Source organism: Saccharopolyspora spinosa NRRL 18395 (assembly GCF_000194155.1).
Classification (GTDB): Bacteria; Actinomycetota; Actinomycetes; order Mycobacteriales; family Pseudonocardiaceae; genus Saccharopolyspora; species Saccharopolyspora spinosa.
Genome location: NZ_GL877879.1, coordinates 758,141 through 784,749, shown reverse-complemented (window position 1 = coordinate 784,749; position 26,609 = coordinate 758,141). Strand labels below are relative to the sequence as shown.

Below are 26,609 nucleotides of genomic sequence, written 5' to 3'. Positions count from 1 at the left end.
GTGTGATCAAGATGGTGATGGCGATGCGGCACGGGCAGCTGCCCGCGACGTTGCATGTGGATGAACCTACGTCGGAAGTGGATTGGTCGGCGGGGGATGTCCAGCTCCTCACGGAGAACACCCCCTGGCCCGGCAACAGCCATCCTCGGCGGGTGGGCGTGTCGTCGTTCGGGATCAGCGGCACCAACGCACACGTCATCCTCGAACAAGCCTCGAAAACACCAGACGAGACTGCGGACAAGAGCGGTCCCGATTCGGAATCGACCGTGGACCTTCCAGCGGTCCCGTTGATCGTGTCGGGGAGAACACCGGCAGCGCTCAGCGCTCAGGCGAGCGCATTGTTGTCCTATTTGGGTGAGCGTGGCGATATTTCCACGCTGGATGCGGCGTTTTCGTTGGCTTCCTCCCGGGCCGCGTTGGAGGAGCGGGCGGTGGTGCTGGGAGCGGACCGCGAAACGTTGTTGTCCGGGTTGGAAGCGCTGGCTTCCGGTCGCGAGGCTTCTGGGGTGGTGTCGGGATCCCCGGTCTCTGGCGGGGTTGGGTTCGTGTTCGCCGGTCAGGGCGGACAGTGGTTGGGGATGGGCCGGGGGCTCTACTCGGTTTTTCCGGTGTTCGCTGACGCGTTTGACGAAGCATGTGCCGGACTGGACGCGCATCTGGGGCAGGACGTGGGGGTCCGGGATGTGGTGTTTGGTTCCGACGGGTCCTTGTTGGATCGGACGCTGTGGGCCCAGTCGGGTTTGTTCGCGTTGCAGGTTGGTTTGCTGAGCCTGCTGGGTTCGTGGGGTGTCCGGCCGGGTGTGGTGCTGGGCCATTCGGTCGGCGAGTTCGCGGCGGCGGTTGCGGCGGGAGTGTTGTCGTTGCCGGATGCGGCTCGGATGGTGGCGGGTCGTGCCCGGTTGATGCAGGCGTTGCCTTCTGGCGGTGCCATGTTGGCGGTGGCTGCTGGTGAGGAGCAGCTGCGGCCGTTGTTGGCCGATCGGGTTGATGGTGCGGGTATCGCCGCGGTCAACGCTCCTGAGTCGGTGGTGCTCTCCGGCGATCGGGAGGTGCTTGACGACATCGCCGGCGCGCTGGATGGGCAAGGGATTCGGTGGCGGCGGTTGCGGGTTTCGCATGCGTTTCATTCGTATCGGATGGACCCGATGTTGCAGGAGTTCGCCGAAATCGCACGCAGCGTGGACTACCGGCGTGGCGACCTACCGGTCGTGTCGACGTTGACGGGTGAGCTCGACACCGCAGGTGTGATGGCTACGCCGGAGTATTGGGTGCGTCAGGTTCGAGAGCCCGTCCGCTTCGCCGACGGCGTCCGGGTGCTCGCGCAGCAAGGGGTCGCCACGATCTTCGAACTCGGCCCTGATGCGACGCTGTCGGCCCTGATTCCCGATTGTCATTCGTGGGCTGATCAGGCCATGCCGATTCCGATGCTGCGTAAAGACCGTACGGAAACCGAAACTGTGGTCGCCGCGGTGGCGCGGGCGCACACGCGTGGTGTTCCGGTCGAATGGTCGGCGTATTTCGCCGGCACCGGGGCACGGCGGGTCGAGTTGCCGACGTATGCCTTCCAGCGGCAGCGGTACTGGCTGGAAACATCGGATTACGGCGATGTGACGGGTATCGGCCTGGCTGCGGCGGAGCATCCGTTGCTGGGGGCCGTGGTTGCGCTGGCCGATGGTGATGGGATGGTGCTGACCGGCCGGTTGTCGGTGGGGACGCATCCGTGGCTGGCCCAGCATCGCGTGCTGGGCGAGGTCGTCGTCCCCGGCACCGCCATCCTGGAGATGGCCCTGCACGCAGGGGCGCGTCTCGGCTGTGACCGGGTGGAAGAGCTCACCCTGGAAACACCGCTGGTGGTCCCCGAACGCGCGGCGGGTGCCGGTAGTCGTGGCCCTGCGGGAGGGACCACAGTTTCAATTGAAACTGCGGAAGAACGTGTGCGGACGAACGACGCCATCGAAATCCAGCTGCTGGTGAACGCACCCGACGAAGGCGGTCGGCGAAGGGTGTCGCTGTATTCCCGCCCGGCCGGTGGGTCGAGAGGTGGGGGTTGGACGCGCCACGCCACCGGCGAACTCGTCGTCGGCACCACCGGTGGTAGGGCGGTTCCTGATTGGTCGGCTGAGGGTGCCGAGTCGATTGCTCTCGATGAGTTCTACGTCGCTCTGGCCGGAAACGGGTTCGAGTACGGGCCGTTGTTCCAGGGGCTTCAGGCGGCATGGCGTCGTGGTGACGAGGTTCTCGCCGAAATCGCCCCGCCGGCCGAGGCCGATGCGATGGCGTCGGGATACCTGCTCGACCCAGCGTTGCTGGATGCCGCGCTGCAGGCGTCCGCGCTCGGCGACCGCCCGGAGCAAGGCGGCGCGTGGCTGCCGTTCTCATTCACCGGCGTCGAACTTTCCGCTCCGGCAGGGACGATCAGCAGGGTGCGGCTGGAGACCAGGCGACCCGACGCGATATCGGTGGCCGTGATGGATGAGAGTGGGCGGTTGCTCGCCTCGATCGATTCTCTCAGGCTACGAAGCGTGTCGTCGGGACAGCTGGCGAATCGGGACGCTGTCCGCGACGCGCTGTTCGAGGTGACCTGGGAGCCGGTGGCGACGCAGTCGACGGAACCGGGTCGCTGGGCCCTGCTTGGTGATACTGCCTGCGGTAAAGACGATCTCATCAAACTCGCAACGGATTCCGCCGACCGCTGCGCGGATCTGGCGGCGCTAGCCGAGAAACTTGATTCCAGCGCGCTGGTTCCTGATGTCGTGGTCTACTGCGCCGGAGAACAGGCGGATCCCGGCACCGGCGCAGCCGCACTTGCGGAGACCCAGCAGACGTTGGCTCTGCTCCAAGCGTGGTTGGCTGAGCCGCGGTTGGCCGAGGCACGTCTGGTGGTGGTGACGTGTGCAGCGGTGACGACGGCTCCGAGTGACGGTGCATCAGAGCTGGCACATGCGCCGTTGTGGGGGTTGTTGCGTGCCGCGCAGGTGGAGAACCCGGGGCAGTTTGTGCTGGCGGACGTCGACGGAACCGCCGAATCGTGGCGTGCGTTGCCGAGTGCGTTGGGCTCGATGGAACCGCAGTTGGCCCTGCGGAAGGGCGCGGTGCGAGCGCCCCGCTTGGCTTCGGTCGCCGGGCAGATCGACGTGCCCGCGGTTGTGGCGGATCCCGACCGAACCGTGCTGATTTCGGGCGGCACGGGCCTGTTGGGGGGCGCGGTTGCCCGCCACCTGGTGACCGAACGCGGTGTCCGCCGATTGGTGTTGACGGGCCGTCGTGGCTGGGATGCTCCTGGAATCACCGAGTTGGTGGGTGAGCTGAACGGCCTCGGTGCCGTGGTCGACGTGGTGGCGTGCGACGTCGCGGATCGTGCTGATCTGGAGTCGTTGCTGGCGGCGGTCCCGGCGGAATTTCCGTTGTGCGGCGTGGTGCATGCCGCGGGGGCGCTGGCCGACGGGGTGATCGAGTCGTTGTCACCGGACGACGTGGGAGCGGTGTTCGGCCCGAAGGCGGCGGGGGCGTGGAATCTGCACGAGCTGACTCGTGATACGGACCTGTCGTTCTTCGCGTTGTTCTCCTCGCTTTCCGGTGTTGCCGGCGCTCCTGGTCAGGGCAATTATGCGGCGGCGAACGCGTTCCTGGACGCATTGGCGCATTACCGGCGGTCACAGGGACTGCCTGCGGTGTCGCTGGCCTGGGGCCTGTGGGAGCAGCCGAGCGGGATGACGGAGACGCTCAGCGAGGTCGACCGGAGCAGGATCGCGCGCGCCAACCCGCCGTTGTCCACCAAGGAGGGATTGCGGCTGTTCGATGCCGGGCTGGCGCTGGACCGGGCAGCGGTAGTTCCGGCGAAGTTGGACAGGACTTTCCTGGCCGAGCAGGCGCGGTCGGGCTCGCTGCCCGCATTGTTGACGGCACTGGTACCCCCCATCCGTCGTAATAGGCGGGCTAGCGGAACCGAGCTCGCGGACGAGGGCACCCTGCTCGGGGTGGTGCGGGAGCATGCCGCGGCCGTGCTGGGGTATTCGAGCGCGGCTGACGTCGGGGTCGAGCGCGCTTTCCGGGATCTGGGTTTTGATTCGTTGTCTGGTGTGGAGTTGCGGAACCGCCTTGCCGGGGTGCTGGGGGTGCGGTTGCCGGCGACTGCGGTGTTCGACTATCCGACGCCGAGGGCGCTGGCCCGGTTCCTGCACCAGGAACTGGCAGACGAGATCGCTACGACGCCAGCGCCGGTGACGACGACCAGGGCACCGGTCGCCGAAGACGATCTCGTCGCGATAGTCGGGATGGGATGCCGTTTTCCCGGTCAGGTGTCCTCGCCGGAGGAGCTCTGGCGTTTGGTGGCCGGGGGCGTGGATGCGGTCGCGGACTTCCCAGCCGATCGCGGCTGGGATCTGGCAGGCTTGTTCGATCCGGACCCGGAACGGGCTGGGAAGACCTACGTGCGGGAAGGGGCCTTCCTCACCGACGCCGATCGGTTCGATGCGGGTTTCTTCGGGATTTCCCCGCGTGAGGCGTTGGCGATGGATCCGCAGCAACGGCTGTTGCTGGAGCTGTCCTGGGAGGCCATTGAACGGGCAGGGATCGATCCGGGTTCGCTGAGGGGGAGTCGGACCGGTGTGTTCGCGGGGCTGATGTACCACGACTATGGCGCCCGGTTCGCCAGCCGAGCCCCGGAAGGTTTCGAGGGGTATCTCGGCAATGGCAGTGCTGGGAGTGTCGCGTCGGGCCGGATTGCGTACTCGTTTGGTTTCGAGGGTCCTGCGGTGACCGAATGCGATCTCGCCCTTGCCGGTGGTGTGACGGTGATGTCGACGCCCGGGACGTTTGTGGAATTCTCCCGTCAGCGGGGCCTGGCACCGGACGGGCGGTGCAAGTCGTTCGCGGAGAGCGCGGACGGTACCGGTTGGGGTGAGGGTGCTGGTTTGGTGTTGTTGGAGCGGTTGTCGGATGCTCGGCGGAATGGGCATCGGGTGTTGGCGGTGGTTCGTGGGTCGGCGGTGAATCAGGATGGTGCGTCGAATGGCTTGACCGCGCCGAATGGTCCCTCGCAGCAGCGGGTCATCCAGCAGGCGTTGGCGAGTGCGGGTCTGTCGGTGTCCGATGTGGATGCCGTGGAGGCGCATGGGACCGGGACCAGGTTGGGTGATCCGATTGAGGCGCAGGCTCTGATTGCTACGTATGGGCGCGATCGTGATCCCGGTCGGCCGTTGTGGTTGGGGTCGGTGAAGTCCAACATCGGTCATACGCAGGCGGCGGCGGGTGTTGCCGGTGTGATCAAGATGGTGATGGCGATGCGGCACGGGCAACTTCCGCGCACGCTGCACGTGGATGCACCCTCCTCGCAGGTGGATTGGTCGGCGGGGAGGGTCCAGCTCCTGACGGAGAACACGCCCTGGCCCGACAGTGGTCGCCCCTGTCGGGTGGGGGTGTCGTCGTTCGGGATCAGCGGCACCAACGCGCACGTCATCCTGGAACAGTCCACGGGGCAGATGGATCAGGCAGCGGAGCCGGATTCGAGTCCTGTTCTGGATGTTCCGGTGGTGCCGTGGGTGGTGTCGGGCAAAACACCCGAAGCGCTATCCGCCCAGGCGGCAACGTTGGCGACCTATTTGGACCAAAATGTTGATGTCTCCCCTCTGGACGTTGGGATTTCGCTTGCGGTGACCCGTTCGGCGCTGGATGAGCGGGCGGTGGTGCTGGGGTCGGATCGTGACACGTTGTTGTCTGGCCTGAATGCGCTGGCTGCCGGTCATGAGGCTGCTGGCGTGGTTACGGGACCTGTCGGGATTGGTGGCCGGACCGGGTTTGTGTTCGCCGGTCAAGGCGGTCAGTGGTTGGGGATGGGCCGCCGGTTGTACTCGGAGTTTCCGGCGTTCGCCGGTGCTTTCGACGAAGCATGCGCCGAGCTCGATGCGAACCTGGGGAGGGAAGTCGGGGTTCGGGATGTGGTGTTCGGCTCCGACGAGTCCTTGCTGGATCGGACTTTGTGGGCGCAGTCGGGTTTGTTCGCGTTGCAGGTCGGTCTCTGGGAATTGTTGGGTACGTGGGGTGTTCGGCCCAGCGTAGTGCTGGGGCATTCGGTCGGGGAGCTAGCCGCGGCGTTCGCCGCAGGTGTGCTGTCGATGGCGGAGGCGGCTCGGCTGGTGGCGGGTCGTGCGCGGTTGATGCAGGCGTTGCCTTCTGGCGGTGCCATGCTGGCGGTGTCCGCGACCGAGGCCCGAGTCGGCCCGCTGCTCGATGGGGTGCGGGATCGTGTTGGTGTCGCAGCGGTTAACGCTCCGGGGTCGGTGGTGCTTTCCGGTGACCGGGATGTGCTCGATGGCATTGCCGGTCGGCTGGACGGGCAAGGTATCCGGTCGAGGTGGTTGCGGGTTTCGCACGCGTTTCATTCGCATCGGATGGATCCGATGCTGGCGGAGTTCGCCGAGCTCGCACGGAGCGTGGACTACCGGTCTCCACGGCTGCCGATTGTCTCGACGCTGACCGGAAACCTCGATGACGTGGGCGTGATGGCTACGCCGGAGTATTGGGTGCGCCAGGTGCGAGAGCCCGTCCGCTTCGCCGACGGTGTCCAGGCGCTTGTGGACCAAGGCGTCGACACGATTGTGGAACTCGGTCCGGACGGGGCGTTGTCGAGCTTGGTTCAAGAGTGTGTGGCGGAGTCCGGGCGGGCGACGGGGATTCCGTTGGTGCGGAGAGACCGTGATGAGGTCCGAACGGTGCTGGACGCTTTGGCGCAGACCCACACTCGTGGTGGCGCGGTGGACTGGGGGTCATTTTTCGCTGGTACGAGGGCAACGCAAGTCGACCTTCCCACGTATGCCTTCCAACGACAGCGGTACTGGCTGGAGCCATCGGATTCCGGTGATGTGACCGGTGTTGGCCTGACCGGGGCGGAGCATCCGCTGTTGGGTGCCGTGGTGCCGGTCGCGGGCGGCGATGAGGTGCTGCTGACCGGCAGGCTGTCGGTGGGGACGCATCCGTGGCTGGCGGAACACCGCGTGCTGGGCGAAGTCGTCGTCCCCGGCACCGCGTTGCTGGAGATGGCGTGGCGGGCCGGTAGCCAGGTCGGTTGTGAACGTGTGGAGGAGCTCACCTTGGAGGCACCGCTGGTCCTGCCGGAGCGGGGCGCTGCGGCGGTGCAGTTGGCGGTGGGGGCTCCGGATGAGGCCGGCCGGCGCAGTTTGCAGCTCTATTCCCGAGGCGCTGATGAAGACGGCGACTGGCGGCGGATTGCCTCCGGGCTGTTGGCCCAGGCCAATGCGGTGCCGCCGGCGGATTCGACGGCATGGCCGCCGGACGGCGCCGGGCAGGTCGATCTGGCGGAGTTCTACGAGCGCCTCGCCGAGCGCGGCTTGACCTACGGTCCGGTATTCCAAGGGCTCCGCGCCGCATGGCGGCACGGCGACGATATCTTCGCCGAATTGGCCGGGTCACCAGACGCCTCGGGTTTCGGCATCCACCCGGCGCTGCTGGACGCTGCACTGCACGCGATGGCGCTTGGTGCTTCGCCCGACTCGGAAGCGCGTCTGCCGTTTTCCTGGCGTGGCGCCCAGCTGTACCGCGCTGAAGGAGCAGCGCTTCGGGTACGGCTCTCGCCGCTGGGCTCCGGTGCAGTCTCATTGACGTTGGTGGATGCCACAGGGCGACGAGTCGCTGCGGTGGAATCGCTTTCGACGCGACCGGTCTCCACCGACCAGATCGGTGCCGGTCGCGGCGATCAAGAGCGGCTGCTGCACGTCGAGTGGGTAAGGTCGGCTGAATCTGCGGGGATGTCTCTGACCTCCTGCGCGGTGGTCGGTTTGGGCGAACCGGAGTGGCACGCTGCGCTGAAGACCACTGGTGTCCAAGTCGAGTCCCATGCGGACCTTGCTTCGTTGGCCACCGAGGTTGCCAAGCGGGGTTCAGCTCCTGGTGCGGTCATCGTCCCGTGCCCGCGACCCCGAGCGATGCAGGAGCTGCCGACCGCCGCGCGAAGGGCGACGCAACAGGCGATGGCGATGCTGCAGCAATGGCTTGCCGATGACCGGTTCGTCAGTACGCGCCTGATCCTGCTGACGCATCGGGCGGTCTCCGCAGTTGCTGGAGAAGACGTGCTCGACCTGGTACACGCGCCGCTGTGGGGCTTGGTCCGCAGCGCGCAAGCGGAGCACCCGGACCGATTCGCCTTGATCGATATGGACGACGAGCGAGCATCGCAGACGGCACTCGCCGAAGCGCTGACTGCGGGAGAAGCGCAGCTCGCGGTGCGGTCGGGAGTTGTGCTGGCGCCCCGCCTCGGCCAGGTGAAGGTGAGTGGAGGTGAAGCGTTCAGGTGGGATGAAGGCACCGTGCTGGTCACCGGCGGAACCGGCGGGCTCGGGGCCCTGCTCGCACGCCATCTGGTCAGCGCCCACGGTGTGCGGCACCTGTTGCTCGCAAGTCGCCGTGGTCTGGCGGCGCCCGGAGCGGATGAGCTGGTGGCCGAGCTGGAGCAGGCCGGCGCCGACGTCGCGGTCGTCGCGTGCGACTCGGCAGATCGGGACTCGCTTGCGCGGCTGGTGGCGTCGGTGCCTGCGGAAAACCCGTTGCGGGTGGTGGTGCACGCCGCCGGTGTGCTGGATGACGGTGTGCTGATGTCGATGTCGCCGGAGCGCTTGGACGCGGTGTTGCGGCCCAAAGTGGATGCCGCGTGGTACCTGCACGAGCTGACTCGGGAACTCGGTCTGTCGGCGTTCGTGTTGTTCTCCTCGGTCGCGGGCCTGTTCGGCGGTGCGGGGCAGAGCAATTACGCTGCCGGCAACGCTTTCCTGGATGCCTTGGCGCATTGCCGGCAGGCCCAGGGGCTGCCCGCGCTGTCGCTGGCCTCCGGGCTGTGGGCGAGTATCGATGGAATGGCGGGCGACCTCGCTGCGGCAGATGTGGAGCGGCTGTCGCGGGCAGGCATTGGCCCGCTTTCGGCACCGGGAGGGCTGGCCTTGTTCGACGCTGCCGTTGGCTCGGACGAACCGTTGCTGGCACCGGTGCGACTGGATGTCGAAGCACTGCGTGTGCAGGCCCGATCCGTGCAGACCCGGATTCCGGAAATGCTGCATGGCATGGCAATGGGGCCAAGCCGCCGCACTCCGTTCACTTCCAGGGTTGAGCCGTTGCACGAACGGCTGGCCGGATTGTCGGAGGGCGAACGTCGGCAGCAAGTGCTCCAGCGCGTCCGCGCCGATATCGCGGTGGTACTGGGGCACGGCAGGTCGAGCGATGTGGACATCGAGAAGCCTTTGGCCGAGCTGGGTTTCGACTCGCTGACGGCCATCGAACTCCGCAACCGTCTCGCTACCGCCACCGGACTGCGGCTTCCCGCGACGCTGGCCTTCGACCACGGCACTGCGGCGGCACTCGCCCAGCACGTGTGCGCGCAGCTAGGCACCGCGACCGCGCCGGCACCGAGGCGAACCGACGACAACGACGCCACGGAGCCCGTGAGGTCGCTCTTCCAACAGGCGTATGCGGCTGGCCGGATACTTGACGGGATGGATTTGGTGAAGGTCGCTGCCCAGTTGCGACCGGTGTTCGGTTCGCCTGGCGAGCTGGAATCCCTGCCGAAACCCGTCCAGCTTTCCCGTGGTCCCGAAGAGCTTGCCTTGGTGTGCATGCCGGCGCTGATCGGGATGCCGCCCGCACAGCAGTACGCGCGGATCGCCGCCGGGTTCCGCGATGTGCGGGACGTTTCGGTGATCCCGATGCCTGGATTCATTGCGGGAGAACCGCTGCCGTCCGCCATCGAGGTGGCGGTTCGGACGCAGGCGGAGGCGGTGCTGCAGGAATTCGCCGGGGGCTCGTTCGTACTGGTCGGGCATTCCTCCGGGGGCTGGCTGGCGCACGAGGTAGCCGGTGAGCTGGAGCGTCGCGGGGTCGTCCCGGCCGGGGTCGTACTGCTGGACACCTACATCCCCGGTGAGATCACGCCGAGGTTCTCCGTGGCGATGGCCCACCGGACGTATGAGAAGCTCGCGACTTTCACGGACATGCAGGATGTCGGTATCACCGCGATGGGCGGGTACTTCCGGATGTTCACCGAGTGGACTCCGACGCCGATCGGTGCTCCGACGCTGTTCGTGCGGACCGAAGATTGCGTCGCAGACCCTGAAGGGCGGCCGTGGACAGATGACTCCTGGCGGCCAGGGTGGACTCTCGCGGATGCCACGGTCCAGGTGCCGGGCGACCACTTCTCGATGATGGACGAGCACGCCGGGTCCACCGCACAGGCAGTCGCGAGTTGGCTTGACAAACTCAACCAGCGCACCGCTCGGCAACGCTGACGGGCGTCCTTTTAGGACCTTCTGGGCGGCACCGGCCACCCCGGCGGTGCCGCCTTCCGTGGTCCAGGCTCGCCGATCTTGACGGCGCACGATGCGCGGCACGCGCGCTGATCGTGATTCCGCTGCCGCTCGTGGCCATCGGCCTGGCGAATCATGTCCTTTCGGGCAACGTCAAACGAATTCGTCCGAGCCCGCATTCCGAGGTGAGGGGCACCCTTGGGTGGCTGAGCCGCTCAAGGGTGCCCCTCACCTCGAAATTCGTCCGATTTGGGCGGTGGACGCAACCCCGGTGGGCGTGGTGCGTCTTTCTTGTTGACAGAGCGGTGAGAAGCCGCTGACACACCTGAGAGGAAAAGGGGAGCATGATGCTCAAGCGCCACCGTTTGACGACCGCCATCACCGGCCTTCTGGGGGGAGTACTGCTGGTCAGCGGCTGCGGAACCGCCGCCGCACTTCAGTCCTCGCCGGCGCCCGGGCATGACGCGCGCAATGTTGGTATGGCCTCGGGCGGGGGCGGCGGGGACATCGGCACGTCGAACTGCTCGGAGGCCGATTTCCTCGCCACCGCGACACCGGTGAAAGGCGACCCCGGCAGTTTCATCGTGGCGTACGGGAACCGGTCGGACAAGACCTGCACGATCAACGGCGGCGTGCCGAACCTCAAGGGCGTGGACATGAGCAACTCGCCGATCGAGGACCTGCCGGTCGAGGACGTGCGGCTTCCCGACGCGCCCGAGGAATTCACCCTCCAGCCCGGTCAGAGCGCGTACGCCGGCATTGGCATGGTCCTGGCCGACAGCGGCGACCCGAACGCCCATGTCCTCACCGGGTTCCAGTCCTCGCTGCCGGACCTGTCCGAGGCCCAGCCGGTCAACGTTCTCGGCGACGGCAACGTGAAGTTCGCCGCGAAGTACCTGCGAGTCAGCTCGCTGGTGTCTACCGCAGACGAGCTGCGCTAAAACCCATGTGAGTCCCGCAGATTCGACCTCGCCGTGCGGCGCCTCCGGCGAAGCGTCCGTACGTTTGTCGTTGTGACCAGCGTTGTTCACGTCCGGGCGCAGCGCTGGTACATACTCAGGCGTCTCGGGCGCCTCCAACGGGGCCTGGCATCCGGGGCCGTCGAGTGCGGCGGCGCTGACGCGTTCTCTGTCGGGCGTTGTCACGCCGCCGGCCTCGAACCGGTCCCGCCCCGTCGGAGCCGGTGGTCCAGCGCGGTGTGGCGGCGGCCGGAGCCGACGGTGCGCACCGCCTGCCCGAGGGCCTTTTTCGAACCGACGAGGACCACGACCTTCTTGGCCCGGGTGACCGCCGTGTAGAGCAGGTTGCGCTGCAGCATCATCCAGGCGCTTGTGGTCAAGGGGATCACCACGCACGGGTATTCGCTTCCCTGCGAACGATGGATGGTCACCGCGTAGGCGTGGACCAGTTCGTCGAGTTCTGTGAAGTCGTAGTCGATGTCCTCGTCCTCGTCGGTTCGCACGGTCATGGTCTGTGCTTCGTTGTCGAGGGCGGACACGACGCCCTGCGTGCCGTTGAACACGCCGTTGGCGCCCTTGTCGTAGTTGTTGCGGATCTGCGTGACCTTGTCGCCGACGCGGAAGATCCGTCCGCCGAACCGCCGCTCTGGCAGGCCCTCCCTGGCCGGGGTGATCGCTTCCTGCAACAGCTGGTTCAGCGCGCCTGCACCTGCGGGGCCTCGATGCATCGGGGCGAGGACCTGCACGTCGGTGCGCGGGTTGAACCGGAACTTCCGCGGAATCCGGCGGGCGACGACGTCGACGGTGAGCTCGGCGGTCGGTTCGCTTTCCTCTACGTGGAACAGGAAGAAGTCGGTCAGCCCGTGTGTCAGCGGATAGTCCCCGGCGTTGATTCGGTGCGCGTTGGTCACCACCCCGGACTCGGCGGCCTGCCGGAACACCTCGTTGAGCCGCACGTGTGGAATCGGGGTGCCAGGGGCGAGCAGATCGCGCAGTACCTCACCGGCTCCGACCGACGGGAGCTGGTCGACGTCGCCGACCAGCAGCAGGTGCGCGCCGGGCGCGATCGCCTTGGCCAGTTTGTTGGCTAACAGCAGGTCGAGCATGGACGCCTCGTCGACCACGACGAGGTCGGCGTCCAGCGGGTTGTCCCGGTCGTAGGCGGCGTCCCCGCCCGGCTGGAGTTGGAGCAGGCGGTGCACGGTCGCCGCGTCGTGTCCGGTGAGCTCGGTCAGCCGCTTCGCCGCTCGTCCCGTCGGCGCGGCGAGGATCACCTTGGCCTTTTTCGCCTGAGCTAATGCGATGATCGACCGCACGGTGAAGCTCTTGCCGCAGCCTGGACCTCCGGTGAGCACGGCGACCTTCTCGGTCAGGGCCAGCTTGACGGCGCGCTCCTGCGCCTCGGCGAGTTCGGCACCGGTAGCGCGGCGCAACCAGTCGAGGGCCTTGTGCCAATCGACGTCGGCGAAGACGGGCATCCGGTCCGCGCTGGTGTTCAGCAGCCGGGACAGCTGGTTGGCCAGGGCGACTTCGGCGCGGTGGAAGGGCACGAGGTAGATCGCGACCGTCGGCACCTCGTCGTCATCGGTGGGGATCTCCTCGCGGACCACACCTTCCTCGGTGACGAGTTCGGCGAGGCATTCGATCACCAGCCCGGTGTCGACGGCGAGGATCTTCACCGCCTCGGCGATCAGCTCGTTCTCCGGCAGGTAGCAGTTGCCGTCGCCGGTGGACTCCGACAGCGTGAACTGAAGGCCCGCCTTTACCCGCTGCGGGGAGTCGTGCGGGATTCCCACCGCTTTGGCGATGGTGTCGGCGGTCTTGAAACCGATTCCCCACACGTCGCCTGCCAGCCGGTATGGCTCTTCCTTGACGGTCCGGATCGCGTCGTCGTGGTACTGCTTGTAGATCTTCACCGCCAGCGAGGTCGAGACGCCGACGCCTTGCAGGAAGATCATCACCTCCTTGATCGCCTTCTGCTCCTCCCACGCGTCGGCGATCAGCTTCGTCCGCTTCGGGCCGAGCTTGGGGACCTCGATCAGCCGCGCGGGTTCCTGCTCGATGACGTCGAGCGCGGCGACGCCGAAGTGGTCGACGATCTTCTCGGCGAGTTTGGGGCCGATGCCCTTGATCAGGCCAGACCCCAGGTAGCGGCGGATACCTTGCACGGTCGCAGGCAGCACGGTCGTGTAGTCGTCGACGTGGAACTGCCGCCCGTACTGGGGGTGCGACCCCCACCGGCCGCGCATGCGCAACGCCTCGCCGGGCTGCGCGCCCAGCAGCGCGCCGACGACCGTCACCAGGTCACCGCCCCGGCCGGTGTCGATCCGCGCGACGGTGTAGCCGCTCTCCTCGTTGGCGAACGTGATCCGCTCCAGCGTGCCCTCCAGCACCGCAGTCCACGTGGCCGACTCCCGTCCTTTTTCCACCGACAACACGTATCACGAACGGCTGTCAAGCAAACCGGCGGTCACCACATGCAGCGGCATCTCCCGAACGCCTCGGGCTCCGGCGTCAGCGGGTGGGCGTTCGCGATGCCTTGGTGCGGCCGGTGGGAGTTGTAGATTTTTTCGTCCTCGCGCAGGGCCTGGAGTAGGTGCCGCTGGCTCCAGATCAGGGGAAAGCGCCGGGATAAACCGGCTTGACGGAGGAGATGGAAGAGCTCTACGTCGAATGGCCAGCGACCCACGACGACCCCGAGTCATGCGTCGACGACCTGCGAGGCCGTGGCGAAGCGTTGACAGGGGGCACGTGGGGGCGTGCGATCAGGTCGCGGCGCCGGCTCAGCGCCGTGTCCGGACGCACCAGCAGCCGCGACGGACTGGTTCCGCTCCTCGAGCGCGGTGTCCTCGATCGTCTTTTTCGAGCTCGATGCCGGCCGCGTTCGCGAGGTGGCCAGTCCAGTCGGTCGGCAGTCGTGGTCGCAGTCTGCCTTTTGAACATCTGGTCAATTCAGCTTTGAATGATCGTTCGGCGAGTATTGTCCTGCCCGCCAATTGTTTGCTCGCCGTGCGCCCTGGGACAGGAGCGCGGCGTTCGGGGACGGCGTGCTGGCGAAGGTGTCGATTGGCTCGGACGGCCGGACCAGGATCGCCGACGTCGTGATCGCCACGAGCGTCGGCGATGCCCGGTACTATCTGGAGCACCAGCGAGTGGACAACGACTTCCACGGGCGCGGTGCGCTCCTGATCATGAATCAAGAACTGAGACCGTCAGGGTGAACGTGCCGTCGTGGGGCACTGTGAGGATGTGCATCACACGGCCGGGGTAGGTGATCGAGGAGGCCCTGATCGCGGGCTGCCGCGGCTGTGCCCAGTCGAATCGCAGCACCACCTGGCCGCGGGTGAGCGTCAGCCCCTGCGCGTCGAGTGCGACTTTGTCGGAGTCCCTCACCACCAACGGGATCTGCTCGGTTGCCGGTGCGTTCGCCTGCACCGACCTGGTGATCCGGTCGGGCCGCACGGTCACATCGGTGACGACCGAGCCATTCGCGGTGCGGTAGCGGAACCGGTATGGCTCGCCGCCCAGGAACTCCGCCTGCTGCGGTCCGTTCGCGTCCGGCACCTGGCCCGGGAAGACCGTCGCCCAGCAGGCGTGGTCGTTGTTGTTCATCGACTGGACGACCGTGCCCGCGACCGGGTGCCACAGGAACGTCAGACCGGTGCGGCCCAGCGAGGTCGCGCGCCTCGTGCCGAAGTAGCCGCCGAGGTAGAACTGCGGCCTGCGTAGGAACAGGAAGTCTTGCCCCTGGTCGCTGCGGATCTCGGTGAAGTGCGCCTGTTGGTATGGAAGTTTCGCGATCGCGGCCGTGCGCTGGGCGCGGGTCGGATAGCGCTCGCCGTAGATCGCGTGGGTGAGGATGCGCGGTGAGGTGTCCTGTTTGACGAGTGCGGGCACCGGTGCCGGGTCCTCGGCCCAGGCCGCTCGTGCGGCGGCGAGGTCTTCGCGGCTGGACAGGAACGCGCCCAAGTTCGGCACCACTGGCACGAACTGGTTGTTCAGCGCGGTACGTTCCGGGTCCGGTCGCACGTCGGCGTAGAACCGCGCCGAGGTGCGGGAGTTGGGGGCGACGTTGGCGAACCAGCCGGAGCCGTCGGGTTCGCGCAGCAGGTTGTAGCTGAGCCAGTCGGTGTACTTCCGCGCCATCGTGACGAGGTTGGCGTTGTTGGACTGGCGCCACGCGTCGGCCATCTCCGGCAGCATCACCTCGAAGTTGTAGTTGGTGTCCGCGCCGGTCAACTCGTAGAAGTAGCCCGAAGGACTCTGCCCGTTCGCGGCAAGGCGCGCGAACGCCTCGGTCAACTGCTGCCGCAGCGCGGGGTCGGGGTCCTGGTTCAGCGCGAGCGAGGAGCCGGCGAGCCCGGCGGTAACCTGGTTCGCGTAGTGGATTGTGGGCTGCCAGGCGCTACCGTTGCCCGGGTTGAGGAGCCACGTCATCGCTTTGCGCAGCGCCGAGGTGATCTGCGACTGGCGTTGCGGCAGGATGTTCGCCGCGCGCAGCAGGGCGTTGGTCTTGCTCAGGTACCCCAACCCGAAGCCGGTGGCGGCGAGCCCGTGCTCGGTCGGCGAATACTCCGGCCACGAGCCGTCATCGTGCTGCAACCCTAGGTAGTGTCCGAGCCCGGCGTCGAGCGCGGCGAGCAGAGTCGCGTCGCCCCGGTACGGGTTCCACGTGCGGGATTGCGTGGCGAACCAGGCGAGCGTGTAGACGTGCTCCTGGACGCGGGCGTTGTAGGACACCGCCGGGCTGCGCCACCAGCCTCCGGCGAAGAAGCCGCTCGAGTCCATGTCGGCGACCATCGGCGAGACCGCGGTGAGGTACGACGCGAATCGCTGCTCCTCGGGTGCGAACAGGCGCCGGTTCGGTGTGGTGGGCGGCGGGGCGGGCAGTGCGAGTGCGCGGGTCGGCAGTGCGGCGAGCAGTCCGAGAGCGGCGGCGCCGGTCATCAGGCTGCGACGGCTGAACGTAGTCACGGGCCTACCTCCTTGTGGCCGATCAACCCTCACCCGCTGCGTAGCCGCACGTCAAGATGATAATTCGAATTATTATGGGCTTGACGACGCGTAGGCCGACGACGCAGAATTCCTGCCAATTCGTATTGGCAAGCGGGGGTGCTCGTGGCCCGACGGCTCACCCAGCAGGACATCGCCCGGATGGCAGGAGTCAGCCAGGCCACGGTGTCGCTGGTGCTCAACAACCGGAAGGACGGCAACGTCCGGATCGCGGCGGAGACCCGTGCGCAGGTACTGGAGGTGATTCGGAAGACCGGCTACGTCGCGAACCCGATCGCCCGCAGGATGCGCGATCGGCACAACCGCATCCTCGGCGTGTTCACCTACGAGGCGGTGTTCCCGAGCACCCACGCGAACTTCTACCAGTCGTTCCTCGAAGGCATCGAGGAACAGGCCGAGGAGGTCGGCTGTGACCTGTTGTTGTTCACCAGCGCCAAGGCCACCGGGGAGCGGCGGCGGATTTTCGGCGACGACAGCCGGGTGCGGCTCGCCGACGGCAGTCTGCTGCTCGGTCGCACGGTCGACCGCGACGACCTGACCCAGCTGCTCGCCGAAAGCATCCCGTACGTCTCCATCGGACGACGCGACGACGCGGGCGGTCCGGTGCCGCACGTCGGGGCCGACTACCGCACCGCGGTGCGAGACCTGGTGGACCGCGCGGTCGCGCTCGGCCACCGCGGGTTCGCGTACGTGGGGTCTGGTGGGGGCGCGGAGTCGTCCGCGGATCGGCTGCGAGGCTTCCGCGAAGCCGTTGCCGCACATGGCGTCCAAGGGATGCATGTGGAGACCCCACAGCTCGATCAGCTGCGCGAAGCGGGCGTCACCGCTGTGCTCACCGAAGAGGTGTCGGACGGGGCCGCGCTCGTGCTCGCCGGGCGCGAACGCGGGCTCTCCGTGCCGGGCGACCTCGCCGTGCTCTCGCTCGGTGCCGCTACCCGGTCGGCACCGGACGACGACGTGGCGCTCACCGGTTTCCGCATCCCCAGGCGCGAGATGGGGCGCCGGGCGGTGCAGGCGCTGACCGAGGTGCTCGAAAACGGCACCACACCGCAAGAACTGCTCCCGTGCGAGTTCGTCGAGGGCTCGACGCTGGGCGCACCACGCCTTTGACCAGGAGGAACTGTTGCTCGACCACACCACGGACGTTGTCGTCGTTGGCGGCGGACTCGGCGGTGTCGCCGCCGCACTCGCGTTGCTGCGCGCGGGCCGCCGGGTCGTGCTCACCGAGGAGTACGACTGGCTCGGCGGCCAGCTGACCAGCCAGGCCGTGCCGCCCGACGAGCACAGCTGGGTGGAGCGCTTCGGCGTCACCGCGAGCTACCGGGCGTTACGCGACGGCATCCGCGACTACTACCGCCGCCACTACCCGCTGACCCCGCGCGCACGGGCGTGGCGGGAGCTCAACCCCGGTGCGGGCAACGTGAGCAGGCTCTGCCACGAGCCCCGCGTCGCCGTCGCGGTGATCGACGAGATGCTGGCGCCGTTCCGCGGCAGTGGCAGGCTGACCGTGCTGCAGCCGTACCGGCCGGTGGCCGCGCACAACGACGGCGACCGGATCGTGTCGGTGACCGTTGCGCACCGCGACACCGGTGAACAGATCGAGCTCTCCGCGCCGTACATCCTGGACGCGACGGAGACGGGTGAACTGCTTCCGTTGTCCAGCACGGAGTACGTCACCGGCTTCGAGTCCACTCTGGACACCGGCGAGCCGAGTGCGCCCGACGTCGCGCAGCCGGCGAACATGCAGGCGGTGTCGGTGTGCTTCGTGGTCGACCACGTCGACGGCGACCACACCATCGACAAACCGGCGCGGTACGACTTCTGGCGCGCGTACCAGCCGGACTTCTGGGGCGACCGGATGCTGTCGTTCCGCTCCCCCAACCCGCGCACGCTCGCGATCTCCGAACGTACGTTCACCCCGAACCCGGACGACGACCCGCTCGGCGTCGTGTCGGACCAGCGGCTCAGTGCCGGTGACAGCAATCTGTGGACGTTCCGGCGCATCGCCGCGCGTCGCAACTTCGTCGAGGGTGCCTACGACAGCGACATCTGCCTGGTGAACTGGCCGATCATCGACTACTTCGAGTCGCCGGTGATCGACGTGCCGGACGCCGACGCGCACATCGCCGCGGCGCGGGAACTCTCACGTTCGGTGCTCTACTGGCTACAGACCGAGGCGCCGCGCCCAGACGGCGGCACCGGCTTCCCCGGCCTCCGCCTGCGCGGCGACGTCACCGGCAGCGCGGACGGTCTCGCGCAGGCGCCGTACATCCGCGAGTCCAGGCGCATCAGGGCCGAGCACACGATCGTCGAACAGGACCTCTCGCTCGCCGTGCGCGGCGACAAGGGTGCGGTGCAGCACGCCGACGCCGTGGGTGTCGGCATGTACCGTATCGACCTGCACCCCTCCACCGGTGGCGACAACTACATCGACGTCGCGAGCTGCCCGTTCGAGATCCCGCTCGGCGCGCTGATCCCGCAACGGGTGGAGAACCTGCTACCCGCGGGCAAGAACATCGGCACCACCCACATCACCAACGGTTCCCACCGGCTGCACCCAGTCGAGTGGAACGTCGGCGAGGTCGCGGGCGCGCTCGCTGCCTTCTGCCTGGCGCACCGAGTCACCCCTCGCGCGGTGCGCAATACCCCTGGCCTGCTCGCGGACTTCCAGCAGTGTCTGGAACGCGACGGGGTCGAGCTCCGCTGGCCGGACGTGTCCGGCTACTGACGCAGGGAGACGAAAATGACAAAGCTGTCACGACGACTCACGGCACTCATCGTCGCAGGGCTGTTCGCCCTCACCGGCTGCGGTGGTGGATCAACCGCACAGTCCGGACCGAAGTCGCTGCGCATGACCGTGTGGACTGCCAACGCGGCGCATCTCAAGCTGCTCAACGACATCGCCGCCGAGTACAAGGCCTCGCACCCGGACATCGCCGAGATCAAGTTCGACTCGGTGCCCGCCGACGGCTACACCACCACGCTCACCACCCAGATCGCCGGCGGTAACGCGCCGGACCTGGCCTGGATCCTGGAGGAGTCGGCACCGGACTTCGTGGCGTCCGGTGCGCTCGCCCCGGTGCGCGGCAAGATCGAGAAGGCCGACGAGCTCGTGCCGTCCGCGACGAAGCTGTGGGAGAAGGACGGCGAACTGTACGCCTACCCGTTCTCCACCTCGCCGTTCGGCTTGTTCGTCAACACCGACCTGGTGAAGGGCGCCTCGGCGGACTGGACCTGGGACCAGGCGATCGCGGCTGCCTCTGCGTCGGCGGCCGCCTCCGGCAAGGGCGGCCTGGTACTGCCGGACTTCAAGTACCAGAACTGGGCAGTGCTGTCCTCTATCTGGCGCGGCTGGGGAGCTGATGCGTGGAGCGCGGACGGTCGCTCGTGCGGGTTCTCCAGCAGCGAGATGAACGACGCGATGTCCTTCTTGCACAAGGCCATCTTCACCGACAAGGCGATTCCGGGCCCCGGCACGACGGTGGACTTCTTCGCCGGCGACGCGGCGATGGCGATCGGCCAGATCTCCCGGTCCAGTGCGTTGAAGGACGCGAAGTTCGGCTGGACGCTGCTGCCGCTGCCGGCCGGTCCGAAGGGTGACTACGCGGTGATCGGGCAGGCCGGGATCGGTGTGCTGAAGCAGTCGCACAACGTCGACGCCGCGACGGACTTCCTCGCCTTCCTCACCAACCAGACCAACTCCGCCAAGCTCGCGCAGTTCTTCCCCCCGGCGCGGTCGTCGCTGCTCAACGCGGAGACGCTCGCCAAGAGCAACCCGTTGATCAAGGCCGAGCAACTGCAGTCCGTCGTCGTCGACGGCATCAACAAGGGCGTCGTGAAGCCGAGCCACAAGGGTCAGGAGGAGCTGAACCAGACGATCCGCGCCGCGCTCGACCCGTTGTGGAAGCCGGACGCGAACGTGCAGAACGTGCTGAACGACGTGTGCACCAAGATCAAACCGCTGCTGGAGAACAAGTGACGGCGGTCGCACACTCCACGCGGGCCGTAGCCCGCAAGGGGACGTCGTACTGGACGCAGCGCAGGCGCGACAATCTGGTTGGTTACCTGTTCGTCGCGCCCGCGCTGCTCGGCAGCATCGCGTTCGTGCTGGTGCCGCTGGCCTTGGTCGGCTGGTACAGCCTCAACGAGTGGAACGTGCTCGCCGGCACGTTCGAGTTCGTCGGCGCGCAGAACTACCAACAGCTGCTCGCCGACGAGAAGCTGCGCGACTCGCTGGTGGCGACCACTTGGTTCGCCGCCGGCCTGGTCGTGCTCAACCTGTCACTAGCGCTGCTGCTGGCCGTGCTGCTCAACCAGAAGCTGAGCGGCACCACGGTCTTCCGCACGTTGTTCTTCTCTCCCGTCCTCGTGTCGCTGGTGGCGTGGACGCTGGTGTGGCAGCTGATACTGCAGCCGGAGGGCAGCGTCAACGGACTGCTCGGGTTCTTCGGTGCCGACGGGCCGAACTGGCTGCGCGGTGAGTCGACCGCGATGGTCTCGGTGATCGTCGTGCAGGTGCTCAAGAACGTCGGCCTGAACATGGTGCTGTTCCTCGCGGCGCTGCAAGGCGTGCCGCAGCCGTTGTACGAGGCGGCGAAGATCGACGGGGCGGGTGCCTGGACCCGGTTCCGCCGCATCACCTTGCCGTTGATCAGCCCGACGATCCTGCTCACGTCGATCATCACCATCGTCGGCTCGCTGCAGGTGTTCGCGCAGATCGCGGTGCTCACGCAGGGCGGTCCGGGCACGTCCACGACCGTACTGATCTACTACCTGTACCAGCAGGCGTTCCAGTTCCACCACTTCGGCTACGGCGCGACGATCTCGGTACTGCTGTTCGTCATCGTCGCCGCACTCACCCTGCTGCAGTGGCAGATGCGCCGGAAGTGGGTGCTGCATGAGGCTTAGGGTCAAGATCACGCTATACGGGCTGCTGTGCCTGCTGTGCGTGCCTTTCGTGTTCCCAACCTGGTGGATGATCACCTCGTCGATGAAGCCCATCAGCGAGATCTTCTCCACCTCGCCGCTGCCGTCGGAGTGGACGTTCTCCACCTACCGGCAGGTGTTCGAGATGCAGCCGTTCGCGCAGCAGTACTGGAACAGCCTCTACATCGCGGTGATCGTCACGACAGGCACAATGGCGGTGGCGGCGATGGCCGGATACGCGTTCGCGCGTATCCGGTTCCCGGGCCAGAACGTGCTGTTCGTGGTCGTCCTGATCGGCCTGCTCATCCCGAGCGAGGTCACCATCGTGCCGCTGTTCAAGATGTTCCAGTCGCTCGGCCTGACCAACACGCACTGGCCGCTAATCATCGTGCCGATCTTCGGGGCGCCCTGTGTGCTGGCGATCTTCATCATGCGCCAGTTCTTCATCGCCCTGCCGTCGGAGCTGGAGGAGGCCGCGCGGATGGACGGCCTCGGACGAGCGGGCATCTTCTACCGGGTGGCCCTGCCGCTGTCCCGGCCCGCGCTGGGCGCCGTCGCGATCTTCACGTTCCTGCACTCGTGGAACCTCTACCTGGAGCCGATCGTCTATCTGTCCACACCGGACATGTACACGTTGCCGCAAGCGCTCACGCAGTTCGTCGACAACTACGGCGGCCCGATGTGGAACGTGCAGCTCGCCGCCGCGACCATGACCGCAGTGCCGATTCTCGTCGTGTTCGTGCTGGCGCAGCGGCAGTTCATCGAGGGACTCGCGCACACCGGGGTTAAGGGGTGAGTCCCGCGATCGACCCGGAGATCGCCGCGCTGGTAGACCTCGCCAGACCACCGGTGACGCCAGCGGGAATCGACGCGGTCCGGGCGGGAGGACGCGTCGTCACCGATGCCGAGCTGACGCGCGGTGGCACCGTGACGTTCGCCGATGCCGATGCCGATGGCGTGCCCGTGCTTGTGCTGCGCCCAGCGGGTGTGCCACGTCTTCCGGTGCTGCACCTGCACGGCGGCGGGATGGTCGCGGGCACCCGGCGCACCGACCTGCACGTGCTGGCCGAGTGGGTGTCGGAGCTGGGTGTCGTGCTGGTGTCGCCGGAGTACCGGCTCGCACCCGAGCACCCGCACCCGGCGCCGTCGCAGGACTGCTTCCGGGTGCTGGAGTGGATGTCCCGCAACGGCTTCGGCCCGCCTGTCGTTGCGGGTACATCGGCGGGCGGCGGGCTGGCGGCTGCGGTGACGCTGATGGCCCGCGACCTCGGCGGTCCGCCGATCCGCGGCCAGCTGCTGATGTGCCCGATGCTCGACGACCGGTGCGACACCCCGTCCAGCCACGAGTACCTCGACGGGAACACGTGGGTGCGCGCGTCGACGATCACCGGCTGGGAAGCCCTGCTCGGCGATGCGCGGGGCGGTCCCGACGTCTCACCGTACGCCGCACCGGCACGTGCCACCGACCTCGCCAGGTTGCCACCTACCTACGTCGACATCGGCTCGGCCGACCTGTTCCGCGACGAGGCCATCGACTACGCCCTGCGGCTGTGGCGCGCTGGCGGAGACGCAGAACTGCACGTCTGGCCCGGCGGGTGCCACGGATTCGACCAGCTCGTGCCCGACGCGGCGCTGTCGCGGCGGGCACGAGCCGCCCGCATCGACTGGCTGCGCCGCGTGCTGGAGACTCACAGCTAAACGTTTCGGCATGGCTCGCGGGCGCGCATTCGGAGATGAGGTAGCGGTCGCTGCGGCGTTGCCCGCCGTTACTGGCCTGCGGAGACGACGTACTCGCACTTGAACCTGTTGGCGAAGGCGTAGGGCCTCGTGGTGCGTCTGACCGGGTTCGCTGGTTGTGGGCTGGGGTTTAGTCGGGCCGTCAGGCTGTACGCGTCGCATCCCTCAGCGGGAGTTGTCGGTGCGGGGCCGGGTGATCAGGTCGCGAAGCTCCCCGGATACCGGTGGGGGTCGCCGGGTCCACTTCGGCCTGACCAGGCGTCGATGCCAGGCGAGCGAGGTGCGTGTCGAGACAATCCGGTGGCCGTGGAGTCGCTGGGGGTAGGAGCCGGGGGAGCGCGGCCGGCAGCGCCCGATCCGGCCAGGCCGGCTTCGCCGTAATAGCGGGAGCGCATTCAATCGTCCCCGATCTGTGCCTCTGGATCACGCTGGGGGCGCATCGTGCTGTGATCAGGGGATTGGGGCTGGAGACTTTCGACCCGCACCGCTGGCACCTGGCCTTCGACGTGCTGTGGCGCCTCGGCGGTGACGAGCCGTACCTGTCGGTCATCGGTTGCGGGCTGAAATGGCCTGCTCACATCCAAGATGTCAGCTTGCACCTTGAGGCAACGTTCAGCGGTCGCGCATGCCCTAGCACCTCGGACAATCTGGTCACGACTGATGTCGCTGCTTAGGTTTACCAGCAGTGCGTCGAATCTCACCTTTTCCGGCGTCACCTCTGTCTCTTTGCGATTGGAGTGCCATCATGAGGATGCGAAAGCTGGCTGCGGCCACCCTTCTCACGCTGGGGTTTGCCGGTGGGCTCGCCGCCACCCAGGGTGTGGCGTCCGCCGCCACGTTCGTCCCGGGCGGGGTCTACACGTCGAGTTCGTCCTGCGCCTATGCGGGCAACGTGGGCATGAGGCAGCACCGCTGGGTCGGCTGGTATTGCTTGAAAGAACCTGTACAACCACGGCCGGTACCAACTGTGGGTGCAGCCGCGGTACTGATCCGGTGTGGTGGTGCGGGGGTGCGTCCGTTGTGGACGCACCCCCGTTTCGCTGTGCCGAGGAAGAACGTGCTGTTGTGGACTATGTAGTTGCAGCCGAGTTGGTCCGAGGAGTTGCCTAGACCACGCGGGTGCTGCCGGGTCGCGGAGCGCAGCAGCAGCGCGGCCAAGTTCACCAGCGGCAAGCACGAACCGGCGGACGCTGATCCGCACTACCCGGCCCTGATGACGGGCCTCGCCGGCGACGATGGTCCGGCCGTCGTCGGAGGTGATCAGGCAGGGCGGTCTGCCCGTGCACGTCGAATAGCGCTCGGGCCTCACCGTAGAACGGCTCGAGGTCCTCGTAGGACAATGGCCACGCCTTCGACCGGCCGCCCATGTGCTCGACCTCGGTGAAGTCGCTCGCGCGGAAACGAGGTATGGACGCACCGTAGAAGCGGGTGTTGCCCGCCGACCCAGTAGCACTTACCAGGAGAAAACGGGGCGCCGGTGCGCCCCCGGGGGGCGCGCAGTCCGTAGGCGGATGTCCCGCAGCCGCAGCCCTTCCCGGAACCGATCACCAGGACATCGGTGTCGATCTCATCTGCGTCGTCGAGATAGACCAGCGAGTCCGGGCTCAGCCCGGGGCGGAAGCCGCTCGCCGCGGAGCTTCTGGTACAGGGAACAGGTGCGGGTGCTGCTCCGGGGTGTGTTGAGCGTTGGCCATAAGGGGATCACGCGAGATCTACCGCAACGGCAACCTCGGCGGCGTGAGCCAATGGATCGAATCGGTCAACCAGACCCTGAAAGGGCAACTCGGTCTGGAAGGGCACGGCGGTCGTACCCCGCCGGGGTGTTTACCCGCATTGCGCAACGCCTGCTGGTCCTGGCCGCCGCCATCTGGCACAACTGGACCACCGGCTGATCAGCAAACGATCATTCATCCCTTACGGCCATTAACATCAAATTCACAGAATCAATCATCTAGTGGCCTGACAATCACCACAAAAGACATCAACATCACAACATGTCGTTGTTGTATTAAGAACCGGCCGTGCCCGGTTCTCCCCCTGTGCGACCATAGTTTGCCGGAACCTGCCCGCTCCTGCTGCTCTCCCAAGAATGACACGAGATGACCGGTTGGAGGGACTACCGGGCAATGCCCGTGGGGTTTTCGGGCAGCCGTGAGGCGGTTGTTGATCTGTTTCGGGTTAGGATGCTGTGTTTGAGTGTGTCGAGAAATGCGTCTGTCGTCACGCACTTTGGGGCAATGGCCGTCGGTTTTCGGGCAGTCGTGGCCCTTGTTCGTGTTCGCGCCTCTTGTTGCGCCGTCATGCTGGAATTATTGCCTCGGTCGGACAGCGGGGTGGGCAGATGACCAGCTTGGATGGGAAGAATGACCGGATCAACGCGGTTTTCACCTCGTTGCAGGTCTGTTGGCTGCGTAAACATCTGGAAGGTTGCTTGTCCAACGTGGAACGGGTTCTCGATGGCGCGGTGGATGATCGGGTCATCACGAGGCTGTTCGCTGGCAGTCCCGGCGAGCGCAGTTACGCATCCGAGATCTGCCTGACGCGGGCATCGGTCAAGACTGTCTTCGGCGATCTGCGGTACCGCGGTGGGGTCGTCGTGTTTCACGGCCACGGCACAGGGCTGTTCCACGCCAGCAAGGTGACGTTGGGTGACGAGTGATACGCGCGATGCTGCCTGGTTGGCAAGCGGCGGTGTGTTCTTGCTGTGCGGTGTCCGGGAGCCATTACATGAATGATACGTGTGTTAACAATCTTTCATTGTTTGCGTGGTCTTGGTTAATTGGGGGAGTCCGGTGCGGTCAAGGAAAGGGAAGCACAGTTGGTAGCTGTTGCTGATGCTTTCCAAGCCGGTCTCCGTGGAGGTGTCGGGCTGGTCGATGGCGTTGGGGCAGAAGTTGGCCGGTTGGGTTGCTTTGACGTTGTCCGAGGCGGGTTCGACCGGGCTGGGCTCGGGTGCGTATGCGGGAAGTCGTGCCGCGACAGCCCAATGCCGTCTGGTGGTCATCCAGGCTTTGATGGCCTTGGGCTGATGGGTGGACAGCCCGCCCCAAATCGGCGTGACCGGATCTCCGTCGAGTTGGTCGTGCTGGTCGGGGACGGACTTGATCAGCGATTCGGTGTTGTCGCTACTGTGTTTGGGTTGGAGCAACTGCGTGGCCTGGGTGCCGTTTGGCCGGTAAGCCGGTGCAGCCGACATCGCGATGAGAGTCGGGGAGAGTTGGTGCAGCAGCACCGGGGTCCGGCCATGCGACGCGCAGGTAGTCGTCATTGCTGGGAGACGCTCGAGGCCACGGCCACATCAACCTGCCGCTCGCCGGGATCGAGCATTTCCGCGGCCCGCGACCGGTGTTCCCGCAGAGCCTGGAGATCTCGCTCAGAAGCTCCGGTTCTGTTCTCACGGGCCTGCTTGCTCGGCGACTGTGAGGACTTCTGCACCCGGCAATTGTTGGGCCCACAGCAAAAATCATGCTCAAGGGCTCGCCCTGTAACCGGGGGACGATTGTTTGTGGGTGGTGTGTTGTGGTGCGGGTGCCGGGTGGTTGTCCTCGCCCGGTCGCTGGGTTGTGGTGTGTCGGCGCCCTGGTGGGTCGCGGTGCGGGCATCTAGTGGGGCGGACGGCCTGATTTCGGTTGCTGTTGGTGGTGTTCTGGGTTCTGGCGGTGCTGGGATC

The 26,609-nt window shown here is 66.8% G+C and carries 12 protein-coding genes and 1 pseudogene; 10 read left to right on the top strand and 3 right to left on the bottom strand.

Translation table 11 applies throughout. The features are described 5' to 3' along the window. Positions 1-11 precede the first annotated feature (11 nt). On the top strand, positions 12-10,286 hold the full coding sequence (locus tag SSPN_RS62185; RefSeq protein ID WP_337466368.1) for a type I polyketide synthase: 10,275 nt from the start codon (positions 12-14) through the stop codon (positions 10,284-10,286). 362 nt (positions 10,287-10,648) lie between these two features. After that, positions 10,649-11,245 carry a DUF4232 domain-containing protein gene (locus tag SSPN_RS0122745; RefSeq protein WP_010309356.1) on the top strand — a complete coding sequence of 199 codons (597 nt, stop codon included), beginning with the start codon at positions 10,649-10,651 and terminating at the stop codon, positions 11,243-11,245. A 200-nt stretch (positions 11,246-11,445) separates the two neighbouring features. Here SSPN_RS0122745 and recD2 read toward each other — a convergent pair whose 3' ends face one another. Then, positions 11,446-13,692 (bottom strand): SF1B family DNA helicase RecD2, encoded by a 2,247-nt coding sequence (gene recD2 / locus SSPN_RS0122740; protein WP_202798895.1) that lies wholly within the window; start codon positions 13,690-13,692, stop codon positions 11,446-11,448. A gap of 760 nt (positions 13,693-14,452) precedes the next feature. Beyond that, the gene (locus SSPN_RS0122725; RefSeq protein WP_010309347.1) at positions 14,453-16,237 is read right to left on the bottom strand and encodes a prenyltransferase/squalene oxidase repeat-containing protein; all 1,785 of its coding nucleotides are present in this window, start codon (positions 16,235-16,237) and stop codon (positions 14,453-14,455) included. 138 nt (positions 16,238-16,375) lie between these two features. On the opposite strand from SSPN_RS0122725, the gene SSPN_RS0122720 reads away from it, so the two are divergent. The 8 genes and pseudogenes from SSPN_RS0122720 to SSPN_RS0122685 all read left to right on the top strand — a co-directional run bounded on the left by SSPN_RS0122720 (position 16,376) and on the right by SSPN_RS0122685 (position 25,598). Beyond that, positions 16,376-17,386, top strand: a complete 1,011-nt coding sequence (locus SSPN_RS0122720) for a LacI family DNA-binding transcriptional regulator (protein WP_010309344.1) — start codon at positions 16,376-16,378, stop codon at positions 17,384-17,386. A gap of 13 nt (positions 17,387-17,399) precedes the next feature. After that, entirely contained in the window at positions 17,400-19,004 is a 1,605-nt protein-coding gene (locus SSPN_RS0122715; protein WP_010309341.1) for an FAD-dependent oxidoreductase, read from the top strand. Positions 19,005-19,019: 15 nt separating this feature from the next. Next, on the top strand, positions 19,020-20,255 hold the full coding sequence (locus SSPN_RS0122710; protein WP_010309338.1) for an ABC transporter substrate-binding protein: 1,236 nt from the start codon (positions 19,020-19,022) through the stop codon (positions 20,253-20,255). Further along, complete coding sequence (locus tag SSPN_RS0122705; RefSeq protein ID WP_010309337.1) at positions 20,252-21,184, top strand: carbohydrate ABC transporter permease; 933 nt, start codon at positions 20,252-20,254, stop codon at positions 21,182-21,184. The genes SSPN_RS0122710 and SSPN_RS0122705 overlap by 4 nt, the downstream gene beginning before the upstream one ends. After that, positions 21,174-21,998: a carbohydrate ABC transporter permease gene (locus tag SSPN_RS0122700; protein WP_010309336.1), complete on the top strand. Its 825-nt coding sequence runs from the start codon at positions 21,174-21,176 to the stop codon at positions 21,996-21,998. The genes SSPN_RS0122705 and SSPN_RS0122700 overlap by 11 nt, the downstream gene beginning before the upstream one ends. Beyond that, positions 21,995-22,900 (top strand): alpha/beta hydrolase, encoded by a 906-nt coding sequence (locus tag SSPN_RS0122695; protein WP_010309334.1) that lies wholly within the window; start codon positions 21,995-21,997, stop codon positions 22,898-22,900. Before SSPN_RS0122700 ends, SSPN_RS0122695 begins: the two co-directional genes overlap by 4 nt. 1,755 nt (positions 22,901-24,655) lie before the next feature. Next, positions 24,656-24,866 (top strand): annotated as a pseudogene (locus SSPN_RS60165) (IS982 family transposase); the annotation flags it as partial. A gap of 414 nt (positions 24,867-25,280) precedes the next feature. Further along, positions 25,281-25,598, top strand: coding sequence for a hypothetical protein (locus SSPN_RS0122685; protein ID WP_010309330.1), 318 nt, complete (start codon positions 25,281-25,283; stop codon positions 25,596-25,598). A gap of 84 nt (positions 25,599-25,682) precedes the next feature. On the opposite strand, the gene SSPN_RS0122680 is transcribed toward SSPN_RS0122685, so the two are convergent. Next, positions 25,683-26,171 carry a transposase gene (locus tag SSPN_RS0122680; RefSeq protein ID WP_010309328.1) on the bottom strand — a complete coding sequence of 163 codons (489 nt, stop codon included), beginning with the start codon at positions 26,169-26,171 and terminating at the stop codon, positions 25,683-25,685. Positions 26,172-26,609: the final 438 nt, after the last annotated feature.